The organism is Parvularcula mediterranea, assembly GCF_013085255.1.
In the GTDB taxonomy this organism is placed as follows: Bacteria; Pseudomonadota; Alphaproteobacteria; order Caulobacterales; family Parvularculaceae; genus Parvularcula; species Parvularcula mediterranea.
Genome location: NZ_JABFCX010000003.1, coordinates 290618 through 313223, shown reverse-complemented (window position 1 = coordinate 313223; position 22606 = coordinate 290618). Strand labels below are relative to the sequence as shown.

Annotated in this window: 24 protein-coding genes; 6 read left to right on the top strand and 18 right to left on the bottom strand. The window is 62.5% G+C overall.

What is annotated here, in order from left to right; all coding sequences use genetic code 11:
- Nucleotides 1-123: 123 nt before the first annotated feature.
- The 4 genes from HK107_RS10395 to HK107_RS10380 are packed head-to-tail and all read right to left on the bottom strand — an operon-like array spanning nt 124 to nt 3182.
- Nucleotides 124-1053: a bifunctional riboflavin kinase/FAD synthetase gene (locus HK107_RS10395; protein WP_198912389.1), complete on the bottom strand. Its 930-nt coding sequence runs from the start codon at nt 1051-1053 to the stop codon at nt 124-126.
- Entirely contained in the window at nt 1050-1910 is an 861-nt protein-coding gene (locus HK107_RS10390; protein WP_173199476.1) for a TIGR01459 family HAD-type hydrolase, read from the bottom strand. Before HK107_RS10390 ends, HK107_RS10395 begins: the two co-directional genes overlap by 4 nt.
- 39 nt (nt 1911-1949) lie before the next feature.
- Nucleotides 1950-2609 (bottom strand): cupin domain-containing protein, encoded by a 660-nt coding sequence (locus tag HK107_RS10385; protein WP_173199474.1) that lies wholly within the window; start codon nt 2607-2609, stop codon nt 1950-1952.
- Between the two features lie 3 nt (nt 2610-2612).
- Complete coding sequence (locus tag HK107_RS10380) at nt 2613-3182, bottom strand: TetR/AcrR family transcriptional regulator (protein ID WP_173199471.1); 570 nt, start codon at nt 3180-3182, stop codon at nt 2613-2615.
- A 126-nt stretch (nt 3183-3308) separates the two neighbouring features.
- On the opposite strand from HK107_RS10380, the gene HK107_RS10375 reads away from it, so the two are divergent.
- From HK107_RS10375 to mtgA, 3 genes are all read left to right on the top strand, one after another.
- Nucleotides 3309-3899 carry a hypothetical protein gene (locus HK107_RS10375; protein ID WP_173199469.1) on the top strand — a complete coding sequence of 197 codons (591 nt, stop codon included), beginning with the start codon at nt 3309-3311 and terminating at the stop codon, nt 3897-3899.
- 97 nt (nt 3900-3996) lie between these two features.
- Entirely contained in the window at nt 3997-4932 is a 936-nt protein-coding gene (locus HK107_RS10370; RefSeq protein WP_173199467.1) for a glycine--tRNA ligase subunit alpha, read from the top strand.
- A gap of 2 nt (nt 4933-4934) precedes the next feature.
- Nucleotides 4935-5651 carry a monofunctional biosynthetic peptidoglycan transglycosylase gene (mtgA, locus tag HK107_RS10365; RefSeq protein WP_173199465.1) on the top strand — a complete coding sequence of 239 codons (717 nt, stop codon included), beginning with the start codon at nt 4935-4937 and terminating at the stop codon, nt 5649-5651.
- Here mtgA and mnmD read toward each other — a convergent pair.
- The 8 genes from mnmD to HK107_RS10325 all read right to left on the bottom strand — a co-directional run bounded on the left by mnmD (nt 5641) and on the right by HK107_RS10325 (nt 13622).
- Entirely contained in the window at nt 5641-7431 is a 1791-nt protein-coding gene (mnmD, locus tag HK107_RS10360) for a tRNA (5-methylaminomethyl-2-thiouridine)(34)-methyltransferase MnmD (protein ID WP_173199463.1), read from the bottom strand. The genes mtgA and mnmD overlap by 11 nt on opposite strands.
- A complete protein-coding gene (locus tag HK107_RS10355; protein WP_173199461.1) occupies nt 7428-8612 on the bottom strand; it encodes a lytic murein transglycosylase in 1185 nt (394 codons plus the stop codon). The genes mnmD and HK107_RS10355 overlap by 4 nt, the downstream gene beginning before the upstream one ends.
- 76 nt (nt 8613-8688) lie before the next feature.
- Nucleotides 8689-9789 (bottom strand): serine hydrolase domain-containing protein, encoded by a 1101-nt coding sequence (locus tag HK107_RS10350; protein WP_173199459.1) that lies wholly within the window; start codon nt 9787-9789, stop codon nt 8689-8691.
- A 2-nt stretch (nt 9790-9791) separates the two neighbouring features.
- Nucleotides 9792-10094, bottom strand: coding sequence for a hypothetical protein (locus HK107_RS10345; RefSeq protein WP_173199457.1), 303 nt, complete (start codon nt 10092-10094; stop codon nt 9792-9794).
- A gap of 70 nt (nt 10095-10164) precedes the next feature.
- Nucleotides 10165-10383 (bottom strand): AMP nucleosidase, encoded by a 219-nt coding sequence (locus tag HK107_RS10340; RefSeq protein WP_173199454.1) that lies wholly within the window; start codon nt 10381-10383, stop codon nt 10165-10167.
- 176 nt (nt 10384-10559) lie between these two features.
- The gene (locus HK107_RS10335) at nt 10560-11606 is read right to left on the bottom strand and encodes a hypothetical protein (RefSeq protein WP_173199452.1); all 1047 of its coding nucleotides are present in this window, start codon (nt 11604-11606) and stop codon (nt 10560-10562) included.
- 70 nt (nt 11607-11676) lie between these two features.
- Nucleotides 11677-12663, bottom strand: a complete 987-nt coding sequence (locus HK107_RS10330) for an alpha/beta fold hydrolase (protein WP_173199450.1) — start codon at nt 12661-12663, stop codon at nt 11677-11679.
- Nucleotides 12660-13622, bottom strand: coding sequence for an alpha/beta hydrolase (locus HK107_RS10325; RefSeq protein WP_173199448.1), 963 nt, complete (start codon nt 13620-13622; stop codon nt 12660-12662). Before HK107_RS10325 ends, HK107_RS10330 begins: the two co-directional genes overlap by 4 nt.
- Nucleotides 13623-13717: 95 nt before the next feature.
- On the opposite strand from HK107_RS10325, the gene HK107_RS10320 reads away from it, so the two are divergent.
- Together HK107_RS10320 and recQ are read left to right on the top strand one after the other, a co-directional pair.
- Nucleotides 13718-14248, top strand: a complete 531-nt coding sequence (locus HK107_RS10320) for a CIA30 family protein (RefSeq protein WP_173199446.1) — start codon at nt 13718-13720, stop codon at nt 14246-14248.
- A 187-nt stretch (nt 14249-14435) separates the two neighbouring features.
- On the top strand, nt 14436-16247 hold the full coding sequence (gene recQ / locus HK107_RS10315; protein ID WP_173199444.1) for a DNA helicase RecQ: 1812 nt from the start codon (nt 14436-14438) through the stop codon (nt 16245-16247).
- Here the strand turns inward: recQ and HK107_RS10310 are convergent.
- The 5 genes from HK107_RS10310 to aroC all read right to left on the bottom strand — a co-directional run bounded on the left by HK107_RS10310 (nt 16244) and on the right by aroC (nt 20141).
- Nucleotides 16244-17551 (bottom strand): hypothetical protein, encoded by a 1308-nt coding sequence (locus tag HK107_RS10310; protein WP_173199442.1) that lies wholly within the window; start codon nt 17549-17551, stop codon nt 16244-16246. The two genes, recQ and HK107_RS10310, sit on opposite strands and share 4 nt — an antisense overlap.
- Nucleotides 17548-17931: a hypothetical protein gene (locus tag HK107_RS10305; RefSeq protein WP_173199440.1), complete on the bottom strand. Its 384-nt coding sequence runs from the start codon at nt 17929-17931 to the stop codon at nt 17548-17550. The genes HK107_RS10310 and HK107_RS10305 overlap by 4 nt, the downstream gene beginning before the upstream one ends.
- A gap of 84 nt (nt 17932-18015) precedes the next feature.
- A complete protein-coding gene (locus HK107_RS10300; protein WP_173199438.1) occupies nt 18016-18324 on the bottom strand; it encodes a DUF6460 domain-containing protein in 309 nt (102 codons plus the stop codon).
- Between the two features lie 51 nt (nt 18325-18375).
- Nucleotides 18376-19002: a DUF6445 family protein gene (locus HK107_RS10295; RefSeq protein ID WP_173199436.1), complete on the bottom strand. Its 627-nt coding sequence runs from the start codon at nt 19000-19002 to the stop codon at nt 18376-18378.
- Between the two features lie 35 nt (nt 19003-19037).
- Nucleotides 19038-20141: a chorismate synthase gene (gene aroC, locus HK107_RS10290; RefSeq protein ID WP_173199434.1), complete on the bottom strand. Its 1104-nt coding sequence runs from the start codon at nt 20139-20141 to the stop codon at nt 19038-19040.
- A 70-nt stretch (nt 20142-20211) separates the two neighbouring features.
- Between aroC and pdxH the strand changes: the two genes are divergently transcribed.
- The gene (pdxH, locus tag HK107_RS10285) at nt 20212-20943 is read left to right on the top strand and encodes a pyridoxamine 5'-phosphate oxidase (protein ID WP_173199432.1); all 732 of its coding nucleotides are present in this window, start codon (nt 20212-20214) and stop codon (nt 20941-20943) included.
- Here the strand turns inward: pdxH and HK107_RS10280 are convergent, their stop codons facing one another.
- Nucleotides 20944-22296 carry an alginate export family protein gene (locus HK107_RS10280; RefSeq protein ID WP_173199429.1) on the bottom strand — a complete coding sequence of 451 codons (1353 nt, stop codon included), beginning with the start codon at nt 22294-22296 and terminating at the stop codon, nt 20944-20946.
- Between the last annotated feature and the right edge of the window lie 310 nt (nt 22297-22606).

Sequence of the window (22606 nt, the reverse complement as noted above, 5' to 3'; positions counted from 1 at the left end):
GCTACGTCATCCTGGACCCGATCCAGGATCCATCGAAAGAAAAAGATGCGCGCCGGAGGCGCACTTTCATTTCTGCTCCCGATGGGTCCCGGATCAAGTCCGGGATGACGGTGGGAGGAGAGGTCAGGCGCCCAGCAATTCCCGCGCGCGTCCGCTGTCTTCGGCGATCTGCGCTTTGAGCGCATCGAGGCCGTTCATCGGGCGTTCTTCGCGGATGAAGTGCCTGAACCGGCAGCGCATGGTCTGGCCGTAGAGGTCGCCTGAGAAGTCGAAGAGGTGGACTTCCAGCCGCTCCTCCTTGCCATCGACCGTTGGCCGGACGCCGATATTGGCGACGCCGGGATAGGCTTTGCCGCCGACCACCGCTTCAACAGCATAGACGCCGTAGAGCGGCCTGATCTGGTCCGCCATCGCAATGTTGGCCGTCGGGAAGCCAAGCGTCCGGGCCAGCTCGCGGCCTTTCAGGACCTCGCCATCCACGAACCAGTCATAGCCAAGGACCTGCGCCGCTGCCACGGGATCGCCTGCGCGCAGGGCATCCCGGGCCTGGCTTGAGGAGAACTTCTCCTCGCCCGTACCGACGGGCGCGATAGCCTTGTAGTGGAGACCGATCTTGCCAGCGATCTCCGCCAGCGTCTCCGACGACCCCGCCCGGCCTGCGCCGAACTGGAAATCCTGCCCCGTCGCCACGCCCTTGAGGCCCAGCGTACCGAAGAGGATGCCGCGGATGAACTCTTCAGGCGTCTGGCGGTGGAGCTCCGGCGTGAAGGGCAGGGCGAAGACATCGGCGCAGCCTGCCTCCTCGAGAAGCTCGGCCTTTGCCTCCAACGGCGTCAGCAGGAACGGTGGCTCATCGGGCCTGAAGACCCGGCGTGGATGGGGCTCGAACGTCACCGCAGCGAGGGGAGCGCCAAGCTCATCCGCAAGGCTCTTCGCCTCGTCGATCAGCGCGCGGTGGCCCTTATGCACCCCGTCGAAATTACCCATCACGGCGACCCGGCCGCGAAGGCTGTCCTGCAGGTGGCAGGCGAGGGGCGCCCTGACGAGGCTCACCAGGCGAGGGTGTCCATGCCGTAGGCCGCGTAGACGTCCTGCGACTTGAGCTCTTGAGACAGCTTTGCCGCAGACAGCTTGCCGTCCTCGCCGCGGACCTCTTCGGAGAAGATGCCCTCAGCGATGAAGACCACGGGCAGGTCTTGATTGTTCGCGCCAAGAATGTCCGTGCCGAGGCCATCACCGATGACGAGGATCCGCTCTGGCACGTCCCCGGCGATCTTCGCGAGCCGATCCCGCGCGAGGTCATAGATCGGCGCGTGGGGCTTACCGCCGAGGATCTGCGTGCCGCCCATCTGCTCATAGAGCTCACCGAGCGCACCAGCGCAGAACATCATACGGTCGCCGAAGCGCACAACGATATCAGGGTTCGCAACGACCATAGGGAGGTCCCGCTTCGCCGCCTTTTCAAGCAGCTCGCGATAGTCCTCAGGCGTCTCAGTCAGGTCATCCTCGAGACCAGAGCAGAAGATGGCCTCCGCCTCTTCAAAGCTGCCAAGCTTGAGGTTCATGGCATCGAAAAGGCCATCATCCTTGGCCGGTCCAATCCGGTAGAAGACCTTGTCACCCAGCGAGTGCGCCGCATGCATCGTCGCGTCGCCGGAGGTCACCACGCCGTCATAGGCATCGCGGGGCAGGCCCAGCCGGTCGAGCTGCGCGGGTATCACGTCGGACGGCCTCGGCGCATTTGTCAGCACAAGGACAGGTCCCCGCTCACGGCGGAACGACGTCAGCGCTTCAGCCACGCCGGGGAACAGCTCGCGGCCATTATGGATCACGCCCCATGCGTCGCAGAGGATGGCGTCGTAGTCGCCTGCGATCTCGCGAAGGCCTTGAAGAATGCGGGGCTCGGTCATGGTCTGGCGTTAGGGGCAGTCAGGGAGAGGCGCAAGCCGTCAGGCAGGAAGGTGGCCTGTCTTCACATAGATCAGGCAGCCTTCCTCCGAGAAGGGATCGTGGAACGAGAGGTGCGGGCTCCTAAGCCAGGTGCCCTTCGGATAGTCGCCATGCTCGTCTTGGAATGTGCCGTCGAGGACGAAGATCTCTTCCCCGCCCCAGTGCCGGTGTCCCTGAAACCGCGTCCCCGGCTGCCAGCGGACAATCGCCACTTTCTCGGTGCCGTGGTTGTGCAATGGCAGGACGCTCAGCCCCGGCACCTGGCCAGGCACGAACTGCGCGTTCCTAGTATCAACAGCCTTCTGAATCAGGTCGTCCGGCGCGAATTGGCGGAGCTTCACGAGGATCGTCGCGCCTTCCTCCGTATAGGGTGCATGGCGCGAGCCGGGCGGGTTCCTGACGTAGGAGCCCACGGGATAGTCACCGCTCTCATCGGAGAAGACCCCTTCGAGCACGATGAACTCCTCGCCCTTGTCATGGAGGTGCGCGTCGAACCGGCTCTCGGGCGCATACCGGACGATCGACGTCGCGCGCGCCACCTCGTCGCCGATCCGGTCGAGCATCATCCGCTCGACCCCGGGCGCGGGTGAAGGGACCCACTCGTAGTCGTCGGGCCGGACGACTTCACGCTTCGAAAAATCAGCACGGAGTTCGGTCATAGGTCAGGCTTTCAGTCCGGTTACGCCGAGGCGCCGAATGAATGGACGGATGGCTGCATCGAAGAGGGCCGGATCAGACGCACCTCGCGCCATAATCTGCGCGCCTTCCAGCAACGCCAAAAACGCCGCGGCCTCGTCCTGCGGATCGTCGGGAAACTCCGGCGTATTGAGCTCGTTGAAGGTCACTTCGAGCCAAGCCAGCGCCATTTCCTGAAACGACCGCGTGGCCAACGCCACAGTCCCAGGCAGGCTCTCGCGCCCAGCGGCGAACGCCACGCAGAGGCAGACCTGCTCACCGCCCGCCAGCGCATCCCGGTAGAGCCCGGTGAAAGCGCGCAGACGCTCCTGAGGCGTGACATGGGCATCTTCGATGTCCCGAAGAGCATCGGCAAAGCGCTCTGAGTATCGCTCGATCAGCGCCAGCGCGAGGTCGGCCTTGCTTTTGAAGTGGTGGTGGATGCTCGCTTTGCGGATCCCCACGGCTTTTTCGAGGTCCGCGTAGCTGAACGCCTCGAGCCCACGGGCGCGGGCAAGCTGTTCACCTGCATCGAGAATCTGAATTCGCGTCGACATGCCTACCAACTAGTAGGTTGTGGCGATCTTTCAAGGGTAGCGCCTCACGGCCCGAATTCTGCCTGTTCTCTCTTCCGCGCGGCTACTCGCGTTGCTATCTTGTCATGACTTGGGAAGGGCAGGGTTATGGAGAGGGATCTCGATCTCGGCGATCCGCTGGTGCGTCTGTCTGACGACGACCACGAAGCGAACCTGCGCCTGCTCTATGACGACGACGCCCCGCGTCTGCGCCGGCCGATCAACGAGTCCGTTCTTGTTTTGCGCCGGCCTTCGGTTTTGTTCGCCCCAGTCGCTGTCCTGATCGCAGCTGGCATTCCTGCCGCTGTGCTGGCGTTCCTGACCGCGGACATGCTTCCGTTCAGCCTCGAACAGATGGGCATTGCTTACGGCGCCTTCCTGACCCTCGTGCTGGTCGCCGCCATCGGCCTCGCCAAGCGGGAGCAGCGCAGCTTCGCGCTCCTGATGCCGAGCACGCTTTCCATGGCGCATTTCGGCCTGCTGATCGCAGCCATCGCAGGTCTCGTCGCCGCTGGTTCAGGCATTGAAGCCGTGCCCCAGACCCTCGCAGGGCTCCCGGGGCCGCAGCTCGACACGATCCAGCTCCAGCTGATGAAGGGCTACATGGTGTTCTTCGTCCTGATGACGGTCGCAGCGATCCTGTCGGTCTTCCTTCTCCGCATCATTGGCTTCCAGCGGGTCGTTGCAGCTGACGCGTAACCCGTTTTTTTTGTCGGTCGCGTTTTCGAACCGCGAAACCGGGCTCCACTTTCGCTGAAAACGCTCTAGAGAGCGCACTGTTCATCTGGAGAGTGCCTTGACCGACGCCCCTGAGAAAAAGCCGCTGACCTTCCAGGGTCTGATCATGACGCTCCAGCAGTACTGGGCCGACCATGGCTGCGTGCTGCTTCAGCCCTATGACCTCGAAATGGGGGCGGGGACCTTCCACCCGGCTACGACCTTGCGCGCGCTCGGGGACAAGCCGTGGAACGCGGCCTACGTCCAGCCATGCCGCCGGCCGACCGATGGCCGCTACGGCTCGAACCCCAACCGCTTCCAGCACTATTACCAGTACCAGGTCGCCCTGAAGCCGAGCCCGCCGAACATTCAGGAGCTCTATCTCGGCTCCCTCGACGCCATCGGCATCGACCGCACGAAGCACGATGTCCGCTTCATCGAGGATGACTGGGAGAGCCCGACCCTCGGCGCATGGGGCCTTGGCTGGGAAGTCTGGTGCGACGGCATGGAAGTGACGCAGTTCACCTACTTCCAGCAGGTCGGCGGCTTCGACTGCAAACCCGTCCTCGGTGAGATCACCTACGGCCTCGAACGCCTCGCCATGTATGTGCAGGGCGTCGACAATGGGTTCGACCTCGTCTTCGGCGGCGAGAAGCCGGACGGCACGCCCTTCACCTACGCCGACGTCTTCCACCAGAACGAGGTCGAGCAGTCCGCCTATAACTTCGAACGCGCGAACACGGAGGTCCTCTTCCGCCAGTTCGTCGAGGCCGAGGAAGCCTGCATGGCGCTCCTCACGGGTGACCAGGATAAGCTCTGCCTTCCCGCCTATGAGCAGGCGATCAAGGCATCGCACCTCTTCAACCTCCTCGACGCTCGCGGCGTGATCTCCGTCGCTGAGCGGCAGAGCTACATCCTCCGGGTCCGGAAGCTCTCCAAGGCCTGCTGCGAGGCATGGCTTGAAAGCCCGCAAGGCGCGAGCGGCATGCCTGGCGTCGCGGAGGCTGTCGCCTAGTGATGAACGCCCTGAAGAAGCTTGGCCTCTTCGGGGTCTTGATCCGCGTGCTGATCTATGGTGTCCGCTTCGTACTGGCGCTCATGGCGGTCAGCCTCTTCTTCATCCTCCTCTACCGCTTCATGCCGGTTGAGCAGACGACGCTGATGGCCCTGCGGGGCCTTCAGGGCGAAGAGGTTCGCCAAGAGTGGGTGAGCCTTGACGACATCTCTCCCAATCTCGTCCGTGCCGTGATCGCTTCCGAGGACGTAAAATTCTGCAAGCATATCGGCTTCGACTTCGGCGAGATGAAGGCTGCGTGGGAGGACTACCAGAACGGCGAGCCCCTGCGCGGTGCCTCGACCATCAGTCAGCAGACGGCCAAGAACGCCTTCCTCTGGCCCGGGCGAGGCCCGGTGCGCAAGGTGGTGGAAGCCGCCTACACCCTGCCGATGGAGGTCCTGTACCCCAAGCGCCGGATCATGGAAATCTATCTCAACGTCGCCGAGTGGGGCGATGGCCTCTTCGGCGCAGAAGCCGCAGCGCAAGAGCGTTTCGGCAAGTCCGCCAAGGACCTGACCCAGCGCGAAGCGGCGCTCCTTGCAACCGTTCTTCCGTCCCCGAACAAATGGCGCGTCGACCCGCCGGGCCCTTACGTCCGCAGGCGCTCAGGTACCGTCAGGGCACGGATGCGTTCGGTGAGCCAGAACGGCCTCGACACTTGCGTCTTCAAGGACTGAGCTTGCCGCGCTTGATCGCACGCACCATGAACCGCCCGGGATGCACGAGATCCATCTGATCCCGCGCCAGGGGCGAGACACCGCCGGTAATCTGCGCCGCGACATGCGCCGCGAGAATGGGTGCCGTCACGAGCCCACGTGAGCCGAGGCCTGTAAGAGCATAGTGGGCATAGGTCGCAGGCGGATAGTCCTTCTGCTGACCCTTCGCGAGGCCGGACCAGGCCGACGCCAGTTCCTCCGGCGCCGCGTAGAGCGGTCCGGCGATCGGATGCCTATCCGACGTGTTGAGCCGCACGGCAGATCTCGCGGACACGGACGCGCCAATCGGCGCACCGAGCAGGTCCTCAGCCTTCTGACGGTTGATAGCTGTGCGCTCCGCAGACACCTCGATGTGCCCGCCCTCAAACGGGTCGTAGGTCGCGCCAGTCAGCAGCCGCTCTGCAAGCGGCGCCGCATAGTGATCACCGGTCCTGACCCGGTTAGGCACAGGCGTATCGAACAGGTCGATCTGCCCGAGCTTCCGCTCCAGCGCCTCATACTGGTGCGCCTCAAAGCCTGAGCCTGAAGCGAAGATCACCGTCGCAGCATCAGCGGGTAGGGAGGACAGGGAGACGGTCTCACGCCTAACCTCAATACCATCCGCAAGCTGTGTAATAGCTTCCGCTGGCCGGAGCACCCCGCCTCTTGGGACGTGCATCAATCCGTTGGAAAAACTCAGTACGCTATCGGGCCAGAGCCCATTGGCCAACACGCTTTCGGCCTTCGCCTTAGCCATCTCCTTCTCACCGCCGCAAGGATCAAGAACCCCATCAAGCCCGCGGTAAAACCGCTCCGCATAAAGAAAAGCGTCGCGGTAGAACCGGGCAATCGCGTTATCCTCGGCGTCAAGACGCGGCATCACCAGCCCGCCGGGATTGCCCGAAGCTCCCGAGGCAGGCTCGGGGTCATAGATGACGACCTCGCGCCCCGCCGACTTCAGCGCTCGCGCGACGGTTGCTCCCGCAATCCCGCAACCCACGATGGCCACCGGCCCCTGAAGGGCCGGCGAAGGCGGGATGAACCAGGGCCTGGGATCAGGCCTGTCCGCATACTCCTCAAGCCGGGCACGGAGCATATGCTTCTTGCGCCCGAACCCCGGGATTTTCTCCCACGAGAAACCAGCAGTCTCGAGACTCTGGCGCACCGCGCCCGCGACCGAAAACGTCGCCGCTGTCCCGCCTTTCTCGGTCAGTCGGGCAATCTCGGCCATCACCTCAGGCGACCACATGTCAGGGTTCTTCGACGGCGCGAACCCATCGAGGAACCACGCATCGGCCTTGAACTCTGCCGTGCGCAACTGCTCCAGAACCGGCCCGAAGGCGAGGGTCAGGCTCTGCCCCTCGGCGATCTCCAACCGAACAAAACCCGGCACGGGGTCGGGATAGATCTCGGCTAACCGCTCTGCATAGGGAGCGATCTCCGGCCAGCGCTCGGCGATGCGCTTCTGCGTCGCGACAAACTCCTCGCGGGGCAGGGGAAAGCCCTCAACCGAGAAGACATCAACCGGCGCGCCCTTAGCCTTAGCCAGCAGCGCTAGCACATTCAGCCCCGTGCCAAAGCCAAGCTCCCCTACGACAAGACGGCCACGCCCCAATCGCGCACCCAGTTCATTACCCTCAATGAACACATGCCGCGTCTCGGCCAGACCATCGTCGGGCGAGTAATAGATATCGCCAAAGCCCTCCGAATAAAGAGCTCCGGCATCACCGTGGGTCAGGTCGGGAGTGGGGAGGCGGCTCACTCGTTCCCTGAGAGCTTCGCGAGCATCGACGCCGAAGGATAGCCGTCAGGGGTCAGACCATTGGCGGCCTGCCACTGGCGCAGCGCCTTCCTAGTGTTCGGACCGATGATCCCGTCAATGCCGCCGACACTGAAGCCCTTCGCCGCCAGAAGCCGTTGCAGCTCCATACGCTCCGTCCGCGTCAGGGGACGGTCATCGCGCGGCCATTCGGCCTTGAGCCCTGTCTCCGAGCCGCCAATCCGCTCGGCCAGCATGGCCACGCCGAGGGCATAGGAGGTCGCGTTGTTATAGCGCTTGATGACATCGAAATTGTGGAAGGTCAGGAACGCCGGACCCTTCGCCCCCGCAGGCACAATCAGCTTCGCGCCTAGGTCGGGATCGGCTACGTCGAGAAGGACACTGCTCGCGCCTCGTACGCCGTTCTGGATCCAGTCGACAACACGCAGGCGGCGACCATCGGTCAGTGCATAATTGAAGTCGTCAGGCAACGTCACTTCAACGACGACAGGGCGGCCCGTGCGCCAGCCTGAGCGGTCAAGGTGGTTGGCGGTCGAGGCAAAGACATCGCCAAGGTCGGTCCAGATGTTCTTCTTGCCATCGCCATCGAGATCGACCGCATACGCAAGATACGTGGTCGGAATGAACTGCGTCTGCCCCATCGCGCCTGCCCAGGAGCCGACAAGCTGCTCCCGCGTCGCGTAGCCGTCCTGAATGATCCGCAGCGCTGCGATAAGCTGCGCCTTGGCGAAGCGCTCACGCCTGCCATCGATGGCCAAAGTGGTCACAGCGGAGATAATATCATTGTTGCCGAGGATCTTGCCGTAGTTCGACTCGAGCCCCCAGATCGCCGCGATGATGTTGGGATCCGTCCCGTAAGCCGTCGCCGCCATGATCAGGGGGTCCTGGCCCCGCACGGCTGCCGCACGCCCATCAGAAATCCTGCGGTCGGAGACGGCACTGTCGAGATATCCCCAGATCGGCCGGACAAATTCCGGCTGGTTCCGGTCGCGCTCGATGACCTTGGGGCGGACCGTCGCCGTCGCCATCTCGCGGTCATAGACCGTAGGCGAGATGCCTTCGCTGAGCGCCTCGGCGCGGAAGTCCCTGACAAAAGCGTCGAGTTCGCTCTCCTGCGCGGCCGAAACCGAGAGTGTGAGCGCGGCGAGAGCAGCAAATAGCAAAGCGGAACCTCCCCATATTCGACGGACCACGCTACCGCGCGTCGCCGTCCCTGGTCCAATGACGATCCAGCCGGATTTAGGTCAAGGCTTGGTAAACAGCCTTAACCAAACGCACCGCGCGAGGGTCCGCCACAAGGTGCGGCGACTGCTGGTTCGGCACATAGGCGAAGCTCATATTGCGGGCCGGGTCGGCCAGCACGCAGGAGCCGCCAAAGCCGTAATGGCCGATAGCAGTCGGAGGCGCGCCGAAGAGCTCGCCCGTCTCCCTCATCACGCCAGCCGCCCAGGACAGGGTGAAAGGCAGAACGAGGTCCGCGCCGTGAATGCGCTCGGCCCAGGCTTCCTCGCGAACCTTATCGCTCACCGTTAGCTCGCCCCAGCAGCCCGAGGCGAAGAGCTGCATCACCTCCGCAAGACCATGCGCGCAGGCGTGCATGTTGGAGGCGGGGATCTCCGCCGCCGCCCAGGCCTGCCGTGAGACGCCAGCTGGCGAGGACCATTTCTCGAGGAATGCGGCCTTCGTGATGGCATCAATCTCGCCGAGATCTGGCGGACGTTTGGGCTTCACCAACGGCGTCGTGCGCGTCGCTTGGGACAGCGTGAGGCCGCAGATCACATCGTCTGTGAGGCCCGCAAGCTGCCGCCCAACGGACTGGCCATTGGCGATGCGCAGGAGCTCGCCCGCGATATAGCCATAGGTCTGGGGGCCATAGCCGCTGGCGCTGCGAGGCGCGAAGATCGGCTCCATCTCCGCAATAGCTGCGCAGGTAGCCTCCCAATCGATCCAGATCGCCGGGTCTTTCTCTTCGAGGAAAGCCGAGAGGCCAGCCTGATGGCTCAGGGCCTCGGCGACGGTGATGTCGCCTTTCCCACCAGCCGCAAACGTCGGCCAGTAGTCAGCGACCGGCTTGTCATAGGCAAGCTTGCCCTCGGACACCGCCGCCATGATGAGCGCTGCGCAGACCGCCTTGCCCGATGAGAAGACGCAGGTCAGCGAGCGGGGGTCGTAGGGGAGGGTCTTCGCCTTGTCCTGATAGCCGCCGGCGATGTCCACGACGGTCTCGCCGTCTATGATCACCGCCACCGATGCGCCAAGGTCTTCGCCTGCTGCGAGGCTTTCCTTCAGCGCCGTGCCGACATGGCGAAAGCGGTCGTCTGCCTTGCCGCGGAGGTCCAAGGTCAGTTCAGCGCACAGGAGAACGCCGAGCCGGTCACGGCGCGCGCGATCTTGGGATCTTCGATCTGGCGCAGGGCCGAGATCGCCTGCAGCGCGCTGTCTGCCTTGTCGAGCTGCACCGTGAAGCGCGCGAACTTCGACAGCTGGTCGTCGTTCAGGCGGTCATCGAGCTCATTCGCCATGCATTCCGAGCGGTCCCGGGACAGGCCAAGATTCTCGAGACGATCAGCGATGGTGATTTTGGAAGCGGTGGCGCAGGCCGTCGCAGAGAGCACCGCCAGAGCGGCAAGAAGGCAACGTTTCATGGCGGTCTCCCTCATAATCCTGACAGGCGCGAGGCTAACAGCTCCCGCGCCGGACCGATAGGGCCGAAACTTACTCGGCTTCCTTCAGGCGGAAGGTCACGGCGAATAGAACGTCGCCGTCGAACAGGTCCTTGGGCTGCTCATGGCCTTCGATCATCTGCATCTTACGCGGGGTGATCGAGCCTTCCATGACATAGCCCTTCTCGGCCATCTTGCCGCGGTGGAACTCCAGCGCAGCGGCGCTGAATTCGCGGGCGAGGATGGTGATGCGCTCGGGTTGATCGGCCATGATGGGCTCTCCTCTTGAGTGATCTCTTTCGCCCCGCATCGCAGGTTCCGCGAGGCGGTTCAACAGGCTGGTGTCAGGGAGTGTACGTGGTGCGCAGTTAGCGGAAGCCTAGCGGGGAGGGCGGCTGCGCCGGCGACGCGTCAGTTTGAGAAAACGGAATGAGACTCGTCTTTGGCTCAGTTTTGCATCCCCTTGGTGCGAAACGCCTCGAGCACCTCGAGATACTTATCAGCAATCGCGCGAGAGGGATCTTTTCCCGACACTCTTTCTGGCAAGTTGCCTAATTTATCAAAGCCTCTGCTCTCATCTTTAAGTAGTTTTTTCAGTTTTGATTGGGACCACTTATCGCCCTCATCCAGTGAGGATAATCCCCACTGATGATAGAACAGGACGTTCACGAATTCGCGCCTGGCAAACCGATACTGAAGCATGAAACTTATCAATACAAAAGCAGCTAGTAAGAGAGATAAAGACATATCTGAAGTATAGAATGACGAACCAACTGCCATTCCAAACATTGGTAGAATAAAAGAAGCAAAAGCAATCGGTCCGACACGACTTCGGTCGTCACTCGATTTGAGTCTTTGGTCGAGGTGTCGATTTTCAATATCGTGTAGGATGCCTTCTATCTTACCCCAAATCTTGAGAGCATCAAGTAGGCTTTTTGCACTATTCATTGATGCCACGTCACTATTTGAGTTTGTCGATATACCCCTTATGCTTGAAGAGGGGTCTTCGAGAAAATGACTTTGGAATTCGGAATCAAAATAAGTATTGAGCGAAACTCGCATATCCTTGAGATCGCGCTCGTTTTTCAAAAGCCAAACGTAACGGAACAATCCCTGTAGAGTCACGAGCAAGAGGCACGCTCCGAAAATCAGATAATAGTTCTTATCATCTGGAGAAAATAAAAAAATTGTCGCAGCCAAACCGACGAATGAGATGAATGATGCGATCATCATCTCTTTCCAAAAATTTCTGTAAAAGAGACGTTTCTCAAAACGAAGATTCGTCCCATTCAATACGTCGAACGCACCATCGCAAAATTTTCGTATGACACTATCAAAGTCTTTTGCCTCATCGACTGAATCTTCTGGATAAAGCTCTCGAAATTGCTCCAACACGTCTTTCTCGTCTGGGAACGAGCTAATGAGCTCATCCTGTTCCACAAGAGCATTGCGCGAAGAAGAGGGCTCGATCCGCCCCTTGAATGACCCGTCCATTTTACCCCTCCGCATCAATCCCTCATGTATCACGTTAACCGTGCCGGTCTTTCACCGAGTTTGGAAGAGGCTATATTGAAAGTGTCGGATGGAAAAACAGCACCTCAGGATTCTGTAACCACCCAAGCAGCGCTTCCGCCGCCGCATCCCCTGCCTCCCACATCACCCAGTGCCCGCTGTCGAGTTCGGCGCGGGAGAGGTTCGGCACCCGCTTCTCCATCCCGAGCGATGCCTCAGGCGGCAGCATCATGTCTCGCGTCGCCGTGACCATCAGTGCAGGGACGGTGATGTCGGGATCGTACTCCGAACGCTCCTGCCAGTGGAGGTCGATTGCGCGGTAGACCATCGTTGGGCCTTCGTGCCCTGACGCAGCATAGGCCTCCGCATAAACCGGCACGGCCTCCTCAGGCAGCACACAGTCAGGCCACGGACCTTCCGCTTCGGCAAAGCGGTCAGGGATCTCGAGCGCCGAGGGGATGAGCTTCGGCCAGACCTCGCGCGGAGGACCTGGGCGCATGATGAACCTGAAGAAATCCTCCTCACGCCCGCCAAACACACGATCCGGGAGCTGAGGATCCTGGAACTGATTGATATAGAACCGCTCGCCCATCTTCTGCTGCCAGATCTTGAGCGGCGGCGCTGGCGCGAGGTCAGGGTAGGGCGTGCAGAAGCTCGCCACCCCGAGGATGCGCTCGCCCAGCCGCTGGGTCATCGGCCATACTATGGCACCGCCCCAGTCATGGCCGACCAGCACCACCTTTTCGAGGCCCAGCGCATCGAGGAGCTTGCCGTAATCCTCCGCAATCACGCTCATCCGGTAGGCTTCGGGATCGGTCGGTTTCGACGATGCGCCAAACCCTTTGATGTCCGGCATGATGAGCCGATAGCCCGCCTCCGTCAGAGGACGCACGAGCGGCGCCCAGCTGAACGCCAACTCCGGCCAGCCATGGAGCATGAGAAGCGGCAAGCCATCCTCAGGGCCCGCTTCGTGCACGGAGAAGGTGACCTCCCCCGCCTCGACAAGCCGCAGCTCAGGAAACCCGAAAGGCAGGCTCACGCGAGGCAGCCTTCGAGGAACTGATAGGCCCGCTCATGGTGCTCCTCGGCGATCTTCAGGCCCGGCACATGGTCAAACGCATGAACCCCGCCCGGATAGATCTCCAGCTCGGCCCTGTTCCCAGCCGCGAGCCAGCGCGGAGCCATCATCAGCGTATCGTCAATTAGGGGGTCGGCCGTCCCGACCGAGAAAAGCGCAGGACACAGATCGTCGAGCTTGGCCAGAAGCGGCGACACTCCCGGATCATCCATCTCGTACCCGCAGCCCTCAGGGAACTGCTGGGCAAAGAACCACTCCACGATCGGGGTGGAGAGGATGAGGTTCCGCGGCCCCCAGTTTCTCATGCTCGGCGTCACCCGCATGTCGAAGGCGCCATAGACAAGGTTCGCACCGAGGAACCGCTTATCGTGCTTGTCCCGCATACGGAGGATCGTCACGGCAGCCAGATGCCCACCGGCGCTCTCGCCGCCGATGATGATCTTCTCCGTGCCGAACATCGCCCCGGCATTCTCGAACAGCCAAACGGCTGCCGCCTCGCAATCGTCAGGGCCCGCAGGCCAAGGGTTCTCCGGCGCAAGACGGTACTCCACGCTCACCACCGCCACCTGCAGCCTCATTGCGAGACGCTCCAGAAGCTGGTCCTGCGTGTCCGCCGTGCCGATACAGCCGCCGCCTCCATGGATGTGGAGGTAGACGCCCTTCTTCTCGCCCTCGGCCTCGATCACCCGGACAGGCACCTCAAGGCCATTCGCCTTCGCCGTCTCCCAGCGCGCCAGCTTGCTCTCAGGCTGCTTGCCGAGAAGGCCTTCGCCCTTCGCGCGCAGCTCCCGGATCAGGGGGGCGCCAAGGTCGATGATCGTCGGCTTGTCCTTCAGGAAAGCCTCGATCTGGTCGTTCACCGCCTGGGTCTCAGGGGTGACGGAGGAGGGGTCGAAAACGGCGGGATCAATGGTGAGCATCCCTCACTTCTGCCGCGAAGCCGCCACCTGCGGCAAGGGGACCGCTGTGCTCAGCCTGAGTGGTCGCTAACTTCCTTGCAACCGAGGAGAGCCCCATGCTCATCGCAGCGCTGATTGCAGGACTGGCCATGACCGAGTGCACGACGATCGACGATTTCTCAGGCGATGAGTTCGGCCGCTGGCGCACCGTCAATGACGGGGTCATGGGCGGACGCTCCGACGGCTCGGCCCGGGTCAAGGACGGCGTCATGGTCTTCGAGGGCAACATCAACACCAATGGCGGCGGCTTCTCCTCCGTCCGCCGAGGCCTCCAGGGCATGGAAGGTGCCACCCACATCGAAGCCCTCGTCGAGGGCGACGGCCGCGCCTACGAGCTGATCTTCCAGACGAACGAACGCTATCGCGGCCGCCGCGTCACCTACCGCGCCGCGCTGACCTCCGAGACCCATGACGAGCCTCAGACCGTCAGAGCCGAGCTCTCCGACATGCCCACCACCATCTTCGGAAGATCCGTCCGCGCCGCCGACTTCGACGCCTCCGACGCGGTCGAGATCGGCATCATCCTCGCCGACGGAGAAGACGGCCCCTTCGAACTCAAGGTCCACAAGATCAGCTACTGTCGTTAGCTTTCATTCACCGCGGAACGCTCTCCCGGAATCGGCAGAGCCGATATCCGGGACCCATGGACCATCACGTTCAATCACTCAGTCGGTCAGTCCATGGATCCCGGATAAGCCTCCGGCTTTCCGGGAAGACGTTCTCAAAGAACCCAACCCCTTGCTCACCCCCGCCAAAACCGGGCAGGGAGAGCGCATGTCCGCAACCCCCGCCATTCCAGAGCAAGACCCACGCGAAACCCTGCGCGAGGTCTTCGGCTTTGACGATTTCCGTCCCGGCCAGCGGGCGGTTGTGGAGCGGCTGCTCGAAGGCGGCAACGTCCTCGCGGTGATGCCGACGGGTGCGGGGAAGTCCATGTGCTTCCAGATCCCCGCCCTGATGAAGCCCGGCTTCGCGGTGATCGTCAGCCCCCTGATCGCCCTCATGCAGAACCAAGTCGCGCTCCTGCAAAGCTTCGGCGCACCCGCAGGGATGTTGCACTCAGGCCGCCCCCGCGAAGAGAACGTCGCTGACTGGAAGGCCGCCGTGGAGGGCCGCATCAAGCTTCTCTACATGTCACCCGAACGTCTGGCTACGGATCGTATGCAGGCCGCCCTCGCAAAGGCCGACGTCTCCATGTTCGTCATCGACGAGGCCCATTGCATCAGCCAGTGGGGCCACGATTTCCGCCCCGAATACCTCGCGCTCAGCCAGCTGCGCGACCTCAAACCCGGCGCGCCTGTTGCTGCCTTCACCGCCACCGCTGACGAAGACACCCGCCAGGACATGGTCAAACGCATCTTCGGCGGCGACGTCGAGGCCTACGTCTCAGGCTTCGACCGCCCGAACCTCACCCTGTCGGTGGAAGAGAAATCCGGCCCCGACAAACGCATTGAAGAGCTGCTCGATGAGCGCCGTGGCAAACAAGGCATCGTCTATTGCGGCAGCCGCAAGAACACCGAAAAGCTCGCGGACTCCCTGCGCGCTGCAGGCCACAACGCCGTCGCCTATCACGCAGGGCTCGCCGATGATGACCGCGCCGCAAGGCTCGACCGCTTCCTGTCCGAGCCAGACCTTGTCGTCTGCGCGACCATCGCCTTCGGCATGGGCATCGACAAGCCGGACATCCGCTTCGTCATCCACCGCGACATGCCTGCCTCTCCTGAGGCCTACTATCAGGAGATTGGCCGGGCAGGGCGCGACGGCAGGCCCGCAGAGGCGATCCTCCTCTACTCCGCTGCTGACCTTATGTTCCGTAGGCGCATGATCGACGATGGCGGCGCGCCCGAAGAGATCAAGCGCCACGAGAAGCGCAAGCTCGATATCCTCTCAGGCTTCTGCGAGGCCGTGACCTGCCGCAGGAACCTGCTCCTCTCTTACTTTGGCGAAGTCCGTACCGAGCCTTGCGGCAAGTGCGACGTCTGCATTGATCCTCCGAAGACGGAAGATGCCACCGGCGACGCCCGCCTCTTCCTCGAAGCGGCGATGGACACAGGCGAAGTCTACGGACAGGCGCACCTCATCGACGTGCTGCGCGGCGCAGAGACCGAGAAGGTGCTCAAGGCATCCCACGACGACCTCGCCGTCTTCGCCCGGGGCAGAGACCGCAGCGCCAAGGCCTGGCGCAGCCTCGTCGGCCAGCTCTTCGCGCAAGGCTATGTCGAGATGCAGGGCGAGTACCGCTCGATCGTCGTCACGCAGGAAGGCCGTGCCTTCCTGGGCTCCAACGCCACCGTCTCGGTCAAGCAGTCCCGCAAGAACGCCACGACCTCAGCCCTCAAGCGCCAGCAGATCGAAGTCCCGCCAGATTTCGACGAAGATCTCCTCAGCAGGCTGAAGGCCAAACGCCTCGAACTCGCCCAGGCTAAAGGCGCGCCCGCCTACACGATCTTCTCCGACCGGACCCTCATCGACATGGCCCTCCGCAGGCCAACGAACCAGCCCGAACTCCTCGCGGTCTACGGAGTAGGCCTCAAAAAAGCCGAGACCTACGGAGAGGTCTTTCTGGAAGTCGTCGCCGGAAGCTAGGGGCCACCGACCAGATCGAAATCAGCGCCCACAAAGACCCCGAAGATCAGCTGGTCTTCGGGGTTCCACTCGACCTTCAAGCCGCCGTTGAACTTGTCTTCGGCGTTCTTGAGAAAATAGATCGGCGCTTCGACCAGCCATTCGTCATCCTGAAGGTCGAACCCCACGCGGAGAGATGCCCCGTGAACGAATGGCACCCCCTTAGGGGCAGTGCGTCGGATTTCTCCGAAAAGCGTTGCGTCGATATCTCTTGATGGGTCCGCGAAGACGCCCTCCACGCAATTGACGGCGTCGTCTGTATCCGTCTGACAGGCAATTTTTTCGGAAGCAGCCTTGAACGACCGGCTCCAGGAGAAACCGCCACCGATATAGGTCGACTGATCTTTGGTCACCCATCCAGCGCTGCCGCTGAGGCTATAAGGCGTTCGGTCTTCTTCCCTGTCGCCATCTTCGTTGAAAGCTTCAGCAACCTCGAATTCCTGCGCCCCGATCGCGGCCTCGACACTGTAAAGCCAGAAGGAGCTCTCTACCGCGACAGCATCGCGGTAGGTTTCGATCTCCTCCTTCAACTTGTATCTCTCAAGGCATGTCGGATTGACTTTAATCGGCCGTATTCCTCCGATCTCTGGGACGATCCGGTCGAACGCAGGGTCGTTCCGATAGACCCGGCAGGCAGCCGAAGAGGGGTCCTTCTCGCAGCTTTTCTCAAGCGCGATATTGATCTTTGCCCTGAGCAAGCCTTCAAGACGGGCGAGCGCCTTTTCCTCTCTGATCCGGCTGAATCTCCGCGTCGATCCAGAAAAGGCATAGGACGCCCGCAGGTCCGCTCCGAAGTCGCCGAAACGCCCGAACCTCGTATCGCCCTCATCGGCGGTCGGCGTCGAAAGCGTGAGCGTATGCGCGTAAGATCCGAACCCGCCCGTAGCGGTGCGCCGGTCGACCGCGATCGTTGCGCGGCTATCGGCCTGCCCGGTTTGGATGAGGAAGCGTGCGGCGTTCTGGGGCTTCTTGACGTCCTCGGCGGAACTGTCATTTCCGACGCTTGTTCTTCTGGCAGCAGCAGCAGAAACGTCCGTTGTCAGACCAACGACGTTCCGCCCCTCAGGCTTCCTGAGCTCGTCTATCCGCCGGGAAGTGGTGCGCAGGTTTTGCGCTACCTCCGCCCGGTTGGCAGCGATAGCTTTCTCCGGCGCAACGTTCGGGGGCTGCTGAATGAGGCAATATTCGCTGAGGACCTTCTTCTGTTCCTCGACACTCGCGGGGGCAAGGCTGACGGAGGCGGCGAGGGCGAGCAGTGTGATCATGATGGCTCACCCGGCGTGAACGAAACCCAACCGGATTCGGCTGAGCCTCCATATCGCTCGAAGGTCTCGGGAATTGACGTATAGCCAGGATAGGAGAGCGTCACCTTGAGCTTACCACCTTCCTTGACGCGCGCCTGAGCGAACCATTCGAACGCCTCACCGACACCGGCGGTGATGCCGCCGCCCCAAAGCTTCCCGCTAACCTTCTTGAGCGGGACGGACTTGATCCCCGGATCGGCTCCATAGATATCAAGGCTGGGGGCCACCCCGGCAGTCAGCTTCTCGATCTTGAGCGCGAAGTCGATCGCTACCTGTCGAGAAGGCGGCTTCCGGGTGATCAGAACCCGCCGCGATACCAGACGTCGAATCTCGGTCGGCATGGAACCCTCCTCATCGGTTGAGAAGAGTATGCCAAACTGCGACGTTCATTCTACAATTCTGTGCAGATGATCGCTGCACATTCTTCAGCGCCGACGCCGCGCCGAAAGCAGCTTGCCGACGAGCCAGATCGGGATGACCACCACGGCGCCCGTCACCAGGAGGGTGAAGACCAGCGCAACGCCCTCGACGCTCGTGCCGACGAGCTCCGTCACGCCTGTCTGGATCCAGTGGCCGATGGTGCGCCAGAGCTCGATCGGGTTGATCTTGAACCCAGCCAGCAGGATGCCGACCACGACGCTGGCCAGCGCGAGCCGCAGGACGGTGCCGAGCACAGCGCGGCCATCAATGGTCGGGGAGGTCACGCGGTCGCGGAGAGGCTGGTCATCACTCATGGGGATAGACTTAAGCGCTCACGTGGCGATGAGAACCCTTCGCGCGCAGCGTCAGACGTTCGCTGATGGCGTATCGAAGAAGAGCGGCAGGATGAGACGGCCATTCTCAGGCTTATCGCCGAACGAGACACCCGCATCGTGCCACAGATAGCCGCGGAAGAGGAGCATCCGGTTGAACTTGAAGGGGATCTCGAACGTCGTCTCCCACTCCTCTTCCTTGAAGTTGTCCTTCGACCGCATGGCGTTCACCGCCTGCGGCACTGAGGAGTAGCCAAGCGCTTCGGGCTCGCCAGGGAAGACCGGGCAACGGTCGTAGCCCGTGGGGATGTGTTTCTTGAACTGGGTGCCGCCGACCACGTGCTCATCGAGGCTCAAACAGATGATCGCTGACCAGTGGCAGTGGTCGTAATGGACATTGTTCCTCCCCTCATCACCCGCCATCGCGAGGCGAGGCATGGCGTGGCTCGAATCCTTCACCATCGGCACAACGGGCTCGTGGACGATCTGGCTGATGAGACGCTCGATCCCGTCCATCGGCAGTTTTCCGTTGGCATTGCGCCCGGGATACTGCGCGCCTTCAGGGCGCGGCGGGTACTCCATCCGGAGGGCCGCCTCGCGCACGGCGTGGGGCTGGTCGAAGAAATCGTCGATAATCAGGTGGGTCAGATGCATGGCCATGTTGGCGTGCTCTCAGAATCTCGCGCCGGGCGCAATCAGGAAGGAAACGATCCGACCTGACCGCGGTGGCGCAGGGCATGATCGAGGAGGACACAGGCCATCATAGCCTCAACGACAGGGACAGCCCTGATCGCCACGCAGGGGTCATGGCGGCCCTTGGTCACGACATCGACCTCTTCGCCATCGCGGGTGACCGAACGGCGGGGTGTGAGGATCGAACTGGTCGGTTTGATCGCGACGCGGGCCACGATAGGCTGACCGGTCGATATCCCGCCGAGAATGCCACCCGAATGGTTGGACTGGTAGGCGACCTTGCCATCCTCCATCCGCATCTCGTCAGCATTGTCGACGCCGGACAGCCGGGCAGCAGCCATGCCGTCGCCAATCTCGACGGCCTTGGCGGCGTTGATCGACATCAGCGCCGAGGCGATGTCCTGATCAAGCTTGCCGTAGACCGGCGCGCCGAGACCTGCTGGAAAACCTTGCGCCTCGACTTCGACGATGCCGCCGAGCGAGTTCCCGCTCTTCCGGGCGTCGTCGAGCACCTTCTCCCACGTCTTCGCCGCCTCAGGATCAGGGCAGAAGAGGGGGTTCTGGTCGACCGCGCTCCAGTCTCTCGCCTCGGCATCATGGGTGCCGATCGCCACAAGACCTGCGCTGATGGCGAACTCCCCGAACATCTGTTCGAGCGCCAGCTCCGCCACGGCGCCCGCAGCCACCCTCGCAGCGGTCTCGCGAGCAGACGATCGACCGCCGCCTCGATAATCCCGAACGCCGTATTTCTGGTCGTAGGTGATGTCGGCATGGCCGGGACGGTAACGGTCCCTAATTTCCGAGTAGTCTTTCGAGCGCTGGTCCTTGTTCCGAATCATCAGGCTGATCGGCGTTCCAGTGGTCACTTGACCGTCCGTTCGGTCGTCTTCGAAAATTCCCGAAAGGACTTCGACCTGGTCAGGCTCCTGCCTCTGCGTGACGAAGCGCGATTGCCCGGGCCGTCTGCGGTCGAGGGCACTCTGCACCCGAGCCAGATCGAACTTCACGCCGGGCGGGCAGCCATCGATGACACAGCCGAGGGCTGGCCCGTGGCTTTCTCCCCAGGTGGTGACGCGGAACAGATGGCCGAAACTATTATGTGACATGTTGGTGCCCTTAGACGCAGCCGATCAAGGAATGGTAGCGGTCAGCGCAACGCTCCACTAGGACGCCCCGATGGACAAGGAATTCGAACTCACGGTCTACGAACCGAACGGCAAAGACAGCGCGGAGGAGCTGATCCCCGCGACGCCCACGGCTGAGGACTATGAGGAAGAGGCCAAGGCTCAGGAAGCCTTCGGCGTCGATGATGACCAGGGCGAGGTCTTCGGCACTGGCGACGACCCATTCGCGATTTTCCGCGACTGGCTGGCGCTCGCCAAGAAGCACGAAATCAACGACCCCAATGCCATGTGCGTCTCCACCGTCGACGGCGAGGGGATGCCCGATGCGCGGATGGTTCTCCTGAAGGACCTCGACGACGGCTTCACCTTCTACACCAACATGCAAAGCGCCAAGGGCGAGCAGCTTCTGAAGCGCCCCAACGCCGCCGTCCTTTTCCACTGGAAGTCCATTCGCAGGCAGGTCCGCATCCGCGGCATCGCCGAGGAGCTCTCCAAAGAAACCGCCGACGCTTACTTCGCCCGCCGCGATAGGGGCTCCCGCATCGGCGCATGGGCCAGCCAGCAGTCCCGCGAGATGAGCGAGGACGGCATCCTCGAGACCCGCATCGAAGACTACGAAGCCCTCTTCGAAGACCGCGACGTCCCGCGTCCCGATTTCTGGAAGGGCCTCCGCATCATTCCCCGGTCCATCGAGTTCTGGGTGAACCGCCCCTTCCGCCTCCACGAACGGCTGAAGTTCGAGCGCGACGGCGACGAGTGGACTACGGCGCGGCTTTACCCCTGATCAGAAGCTCAGCGTCGCTTGGGCATAGCCGAACAGTGTACGCGAGCCTTCCGGGGCGTCCGGGGCGTTTTTTGTGAACTCACCGAAGGTAAAGAGCGAGCCGCCAATCTCGTAGACCAGTGGTTGCCCCTTCGGCAGGTAGCGTGCGCGCATGTCGACAGCGTGGCCCATGAAGCGTCCGGAGAGACCTTCGCTATCTCTCAGCCTTGCGATCTGGAACTGATCAGTCTCCGAGGCGAGGGCGCTCGCCGACCATGCGATCCGCGCATCCGTCACCGCGTTCGGCTTCAGCTCCAGCCGCGCCCCGGGCGCATTCAGGTTTGCGTAGGTCAGGGGGCCGTGCAGCGATGTGTTGTTGAGGTCCGTCCGGCGTGAACCGAACAGCCGTTCGTAACGCTCGAAGCTGCCGTCGGCAGGATCCTCGTCGCCTGACGCATAATACCACTCCGCAGCGAGCCTTGGCTGCCATGTTGCGTCGAAGGTGTAGCCGAGAATTGCGATGACCCGTGCGGCCTCGACCTCGAGATCTTCGGTGTCCGACGGCGCGCTTGAAGCGTGGCGCTTTCCGAAACGGTAGGAAGGCTCAAGGTCGATATCCCAACGCCCGACCGCCTTCGGCCGCCAGATCCTGAACCCTGGCCAGGTGTATCGCCTGTCAGGGCCTTCGAGATCATCCGTATCCTGCTCATACAATCCGTAGACGAAGAGCTCCGCCATGATGTCAGGCGCAAGGGCGGGGAAGGCATCGGGCCGCCTGAAATGCAGCCCGACGAAGCGCCGACCCCATTGCTCCTCATCGGCCACGAAGCGGTTCTCCGCAGCGCCTTCACGGCCGCCCGTGGCGCGCTCGACAGGCACTGCGGCGAAGAGGTGGAGATGGTCTCCGCGCTCCGTGCTGCTTGTGTGATGAATGCCGGTGAAGCTGCGGATGACGTTTGCGTAGCTGACGCGCTCGACCTGCCTTTTGGAACCGATCGAGATCGTCTGACGGCCGATGACCGTCCGCCCATCGGACCCTACGCCGAGGAGGCCCGGGCCATCCACGGAGACATAGGCCTGGAGCAGGTCCGAAGCGTTGACGAAGCCCCCGGATAGCGGCGTCCCCTCATCATCGAGGAATGCGCGGCTGTCCTGCATCTCCGCCCCGAAGGCCCAGCGCCCCGTCTTCCACTCCGCAAGGAAAAGGGCGCGCGTGAACAGCGCCTGGTCCGACCCCTCAAGGCCCGCCCGAAACTGCCCATCCAGACTCTCATACCGGGCGCGAAGTTCGCCCTCGACCCGCAGCTCGGCCGAAGCCTGGGCGAAGAAACCCCAGGCCAAGGCCGCACTTAGAAATGTTCGGATGCCCACCATGCGAGCGCGCTAACGCGGCACCCTTGGCATTTCAATAGTCTTTGAACTTTAGAAGCATTAGCCTGCATCTGGCTTGGATCCATGCATCGCCTGCAGCGGAGAGAGCCGCCAAGTCTCTGCGGACTTATCCCCTCCAAGGCTCAGGCCCCTTAGGCTGCCACCCTCGCAGCAGGGCCAGGGATGCCGGTACCCTTCCCGTCCATCCTGCTGCCGCCGGATGCTCCGTGGCGAGGGTGAGACCCCCGCCCGCAGCGGACCGCGCAGGGCGGTCCCTGGGTTTTCCTGAATCGTCCGCGCGAGCGGATGGCCG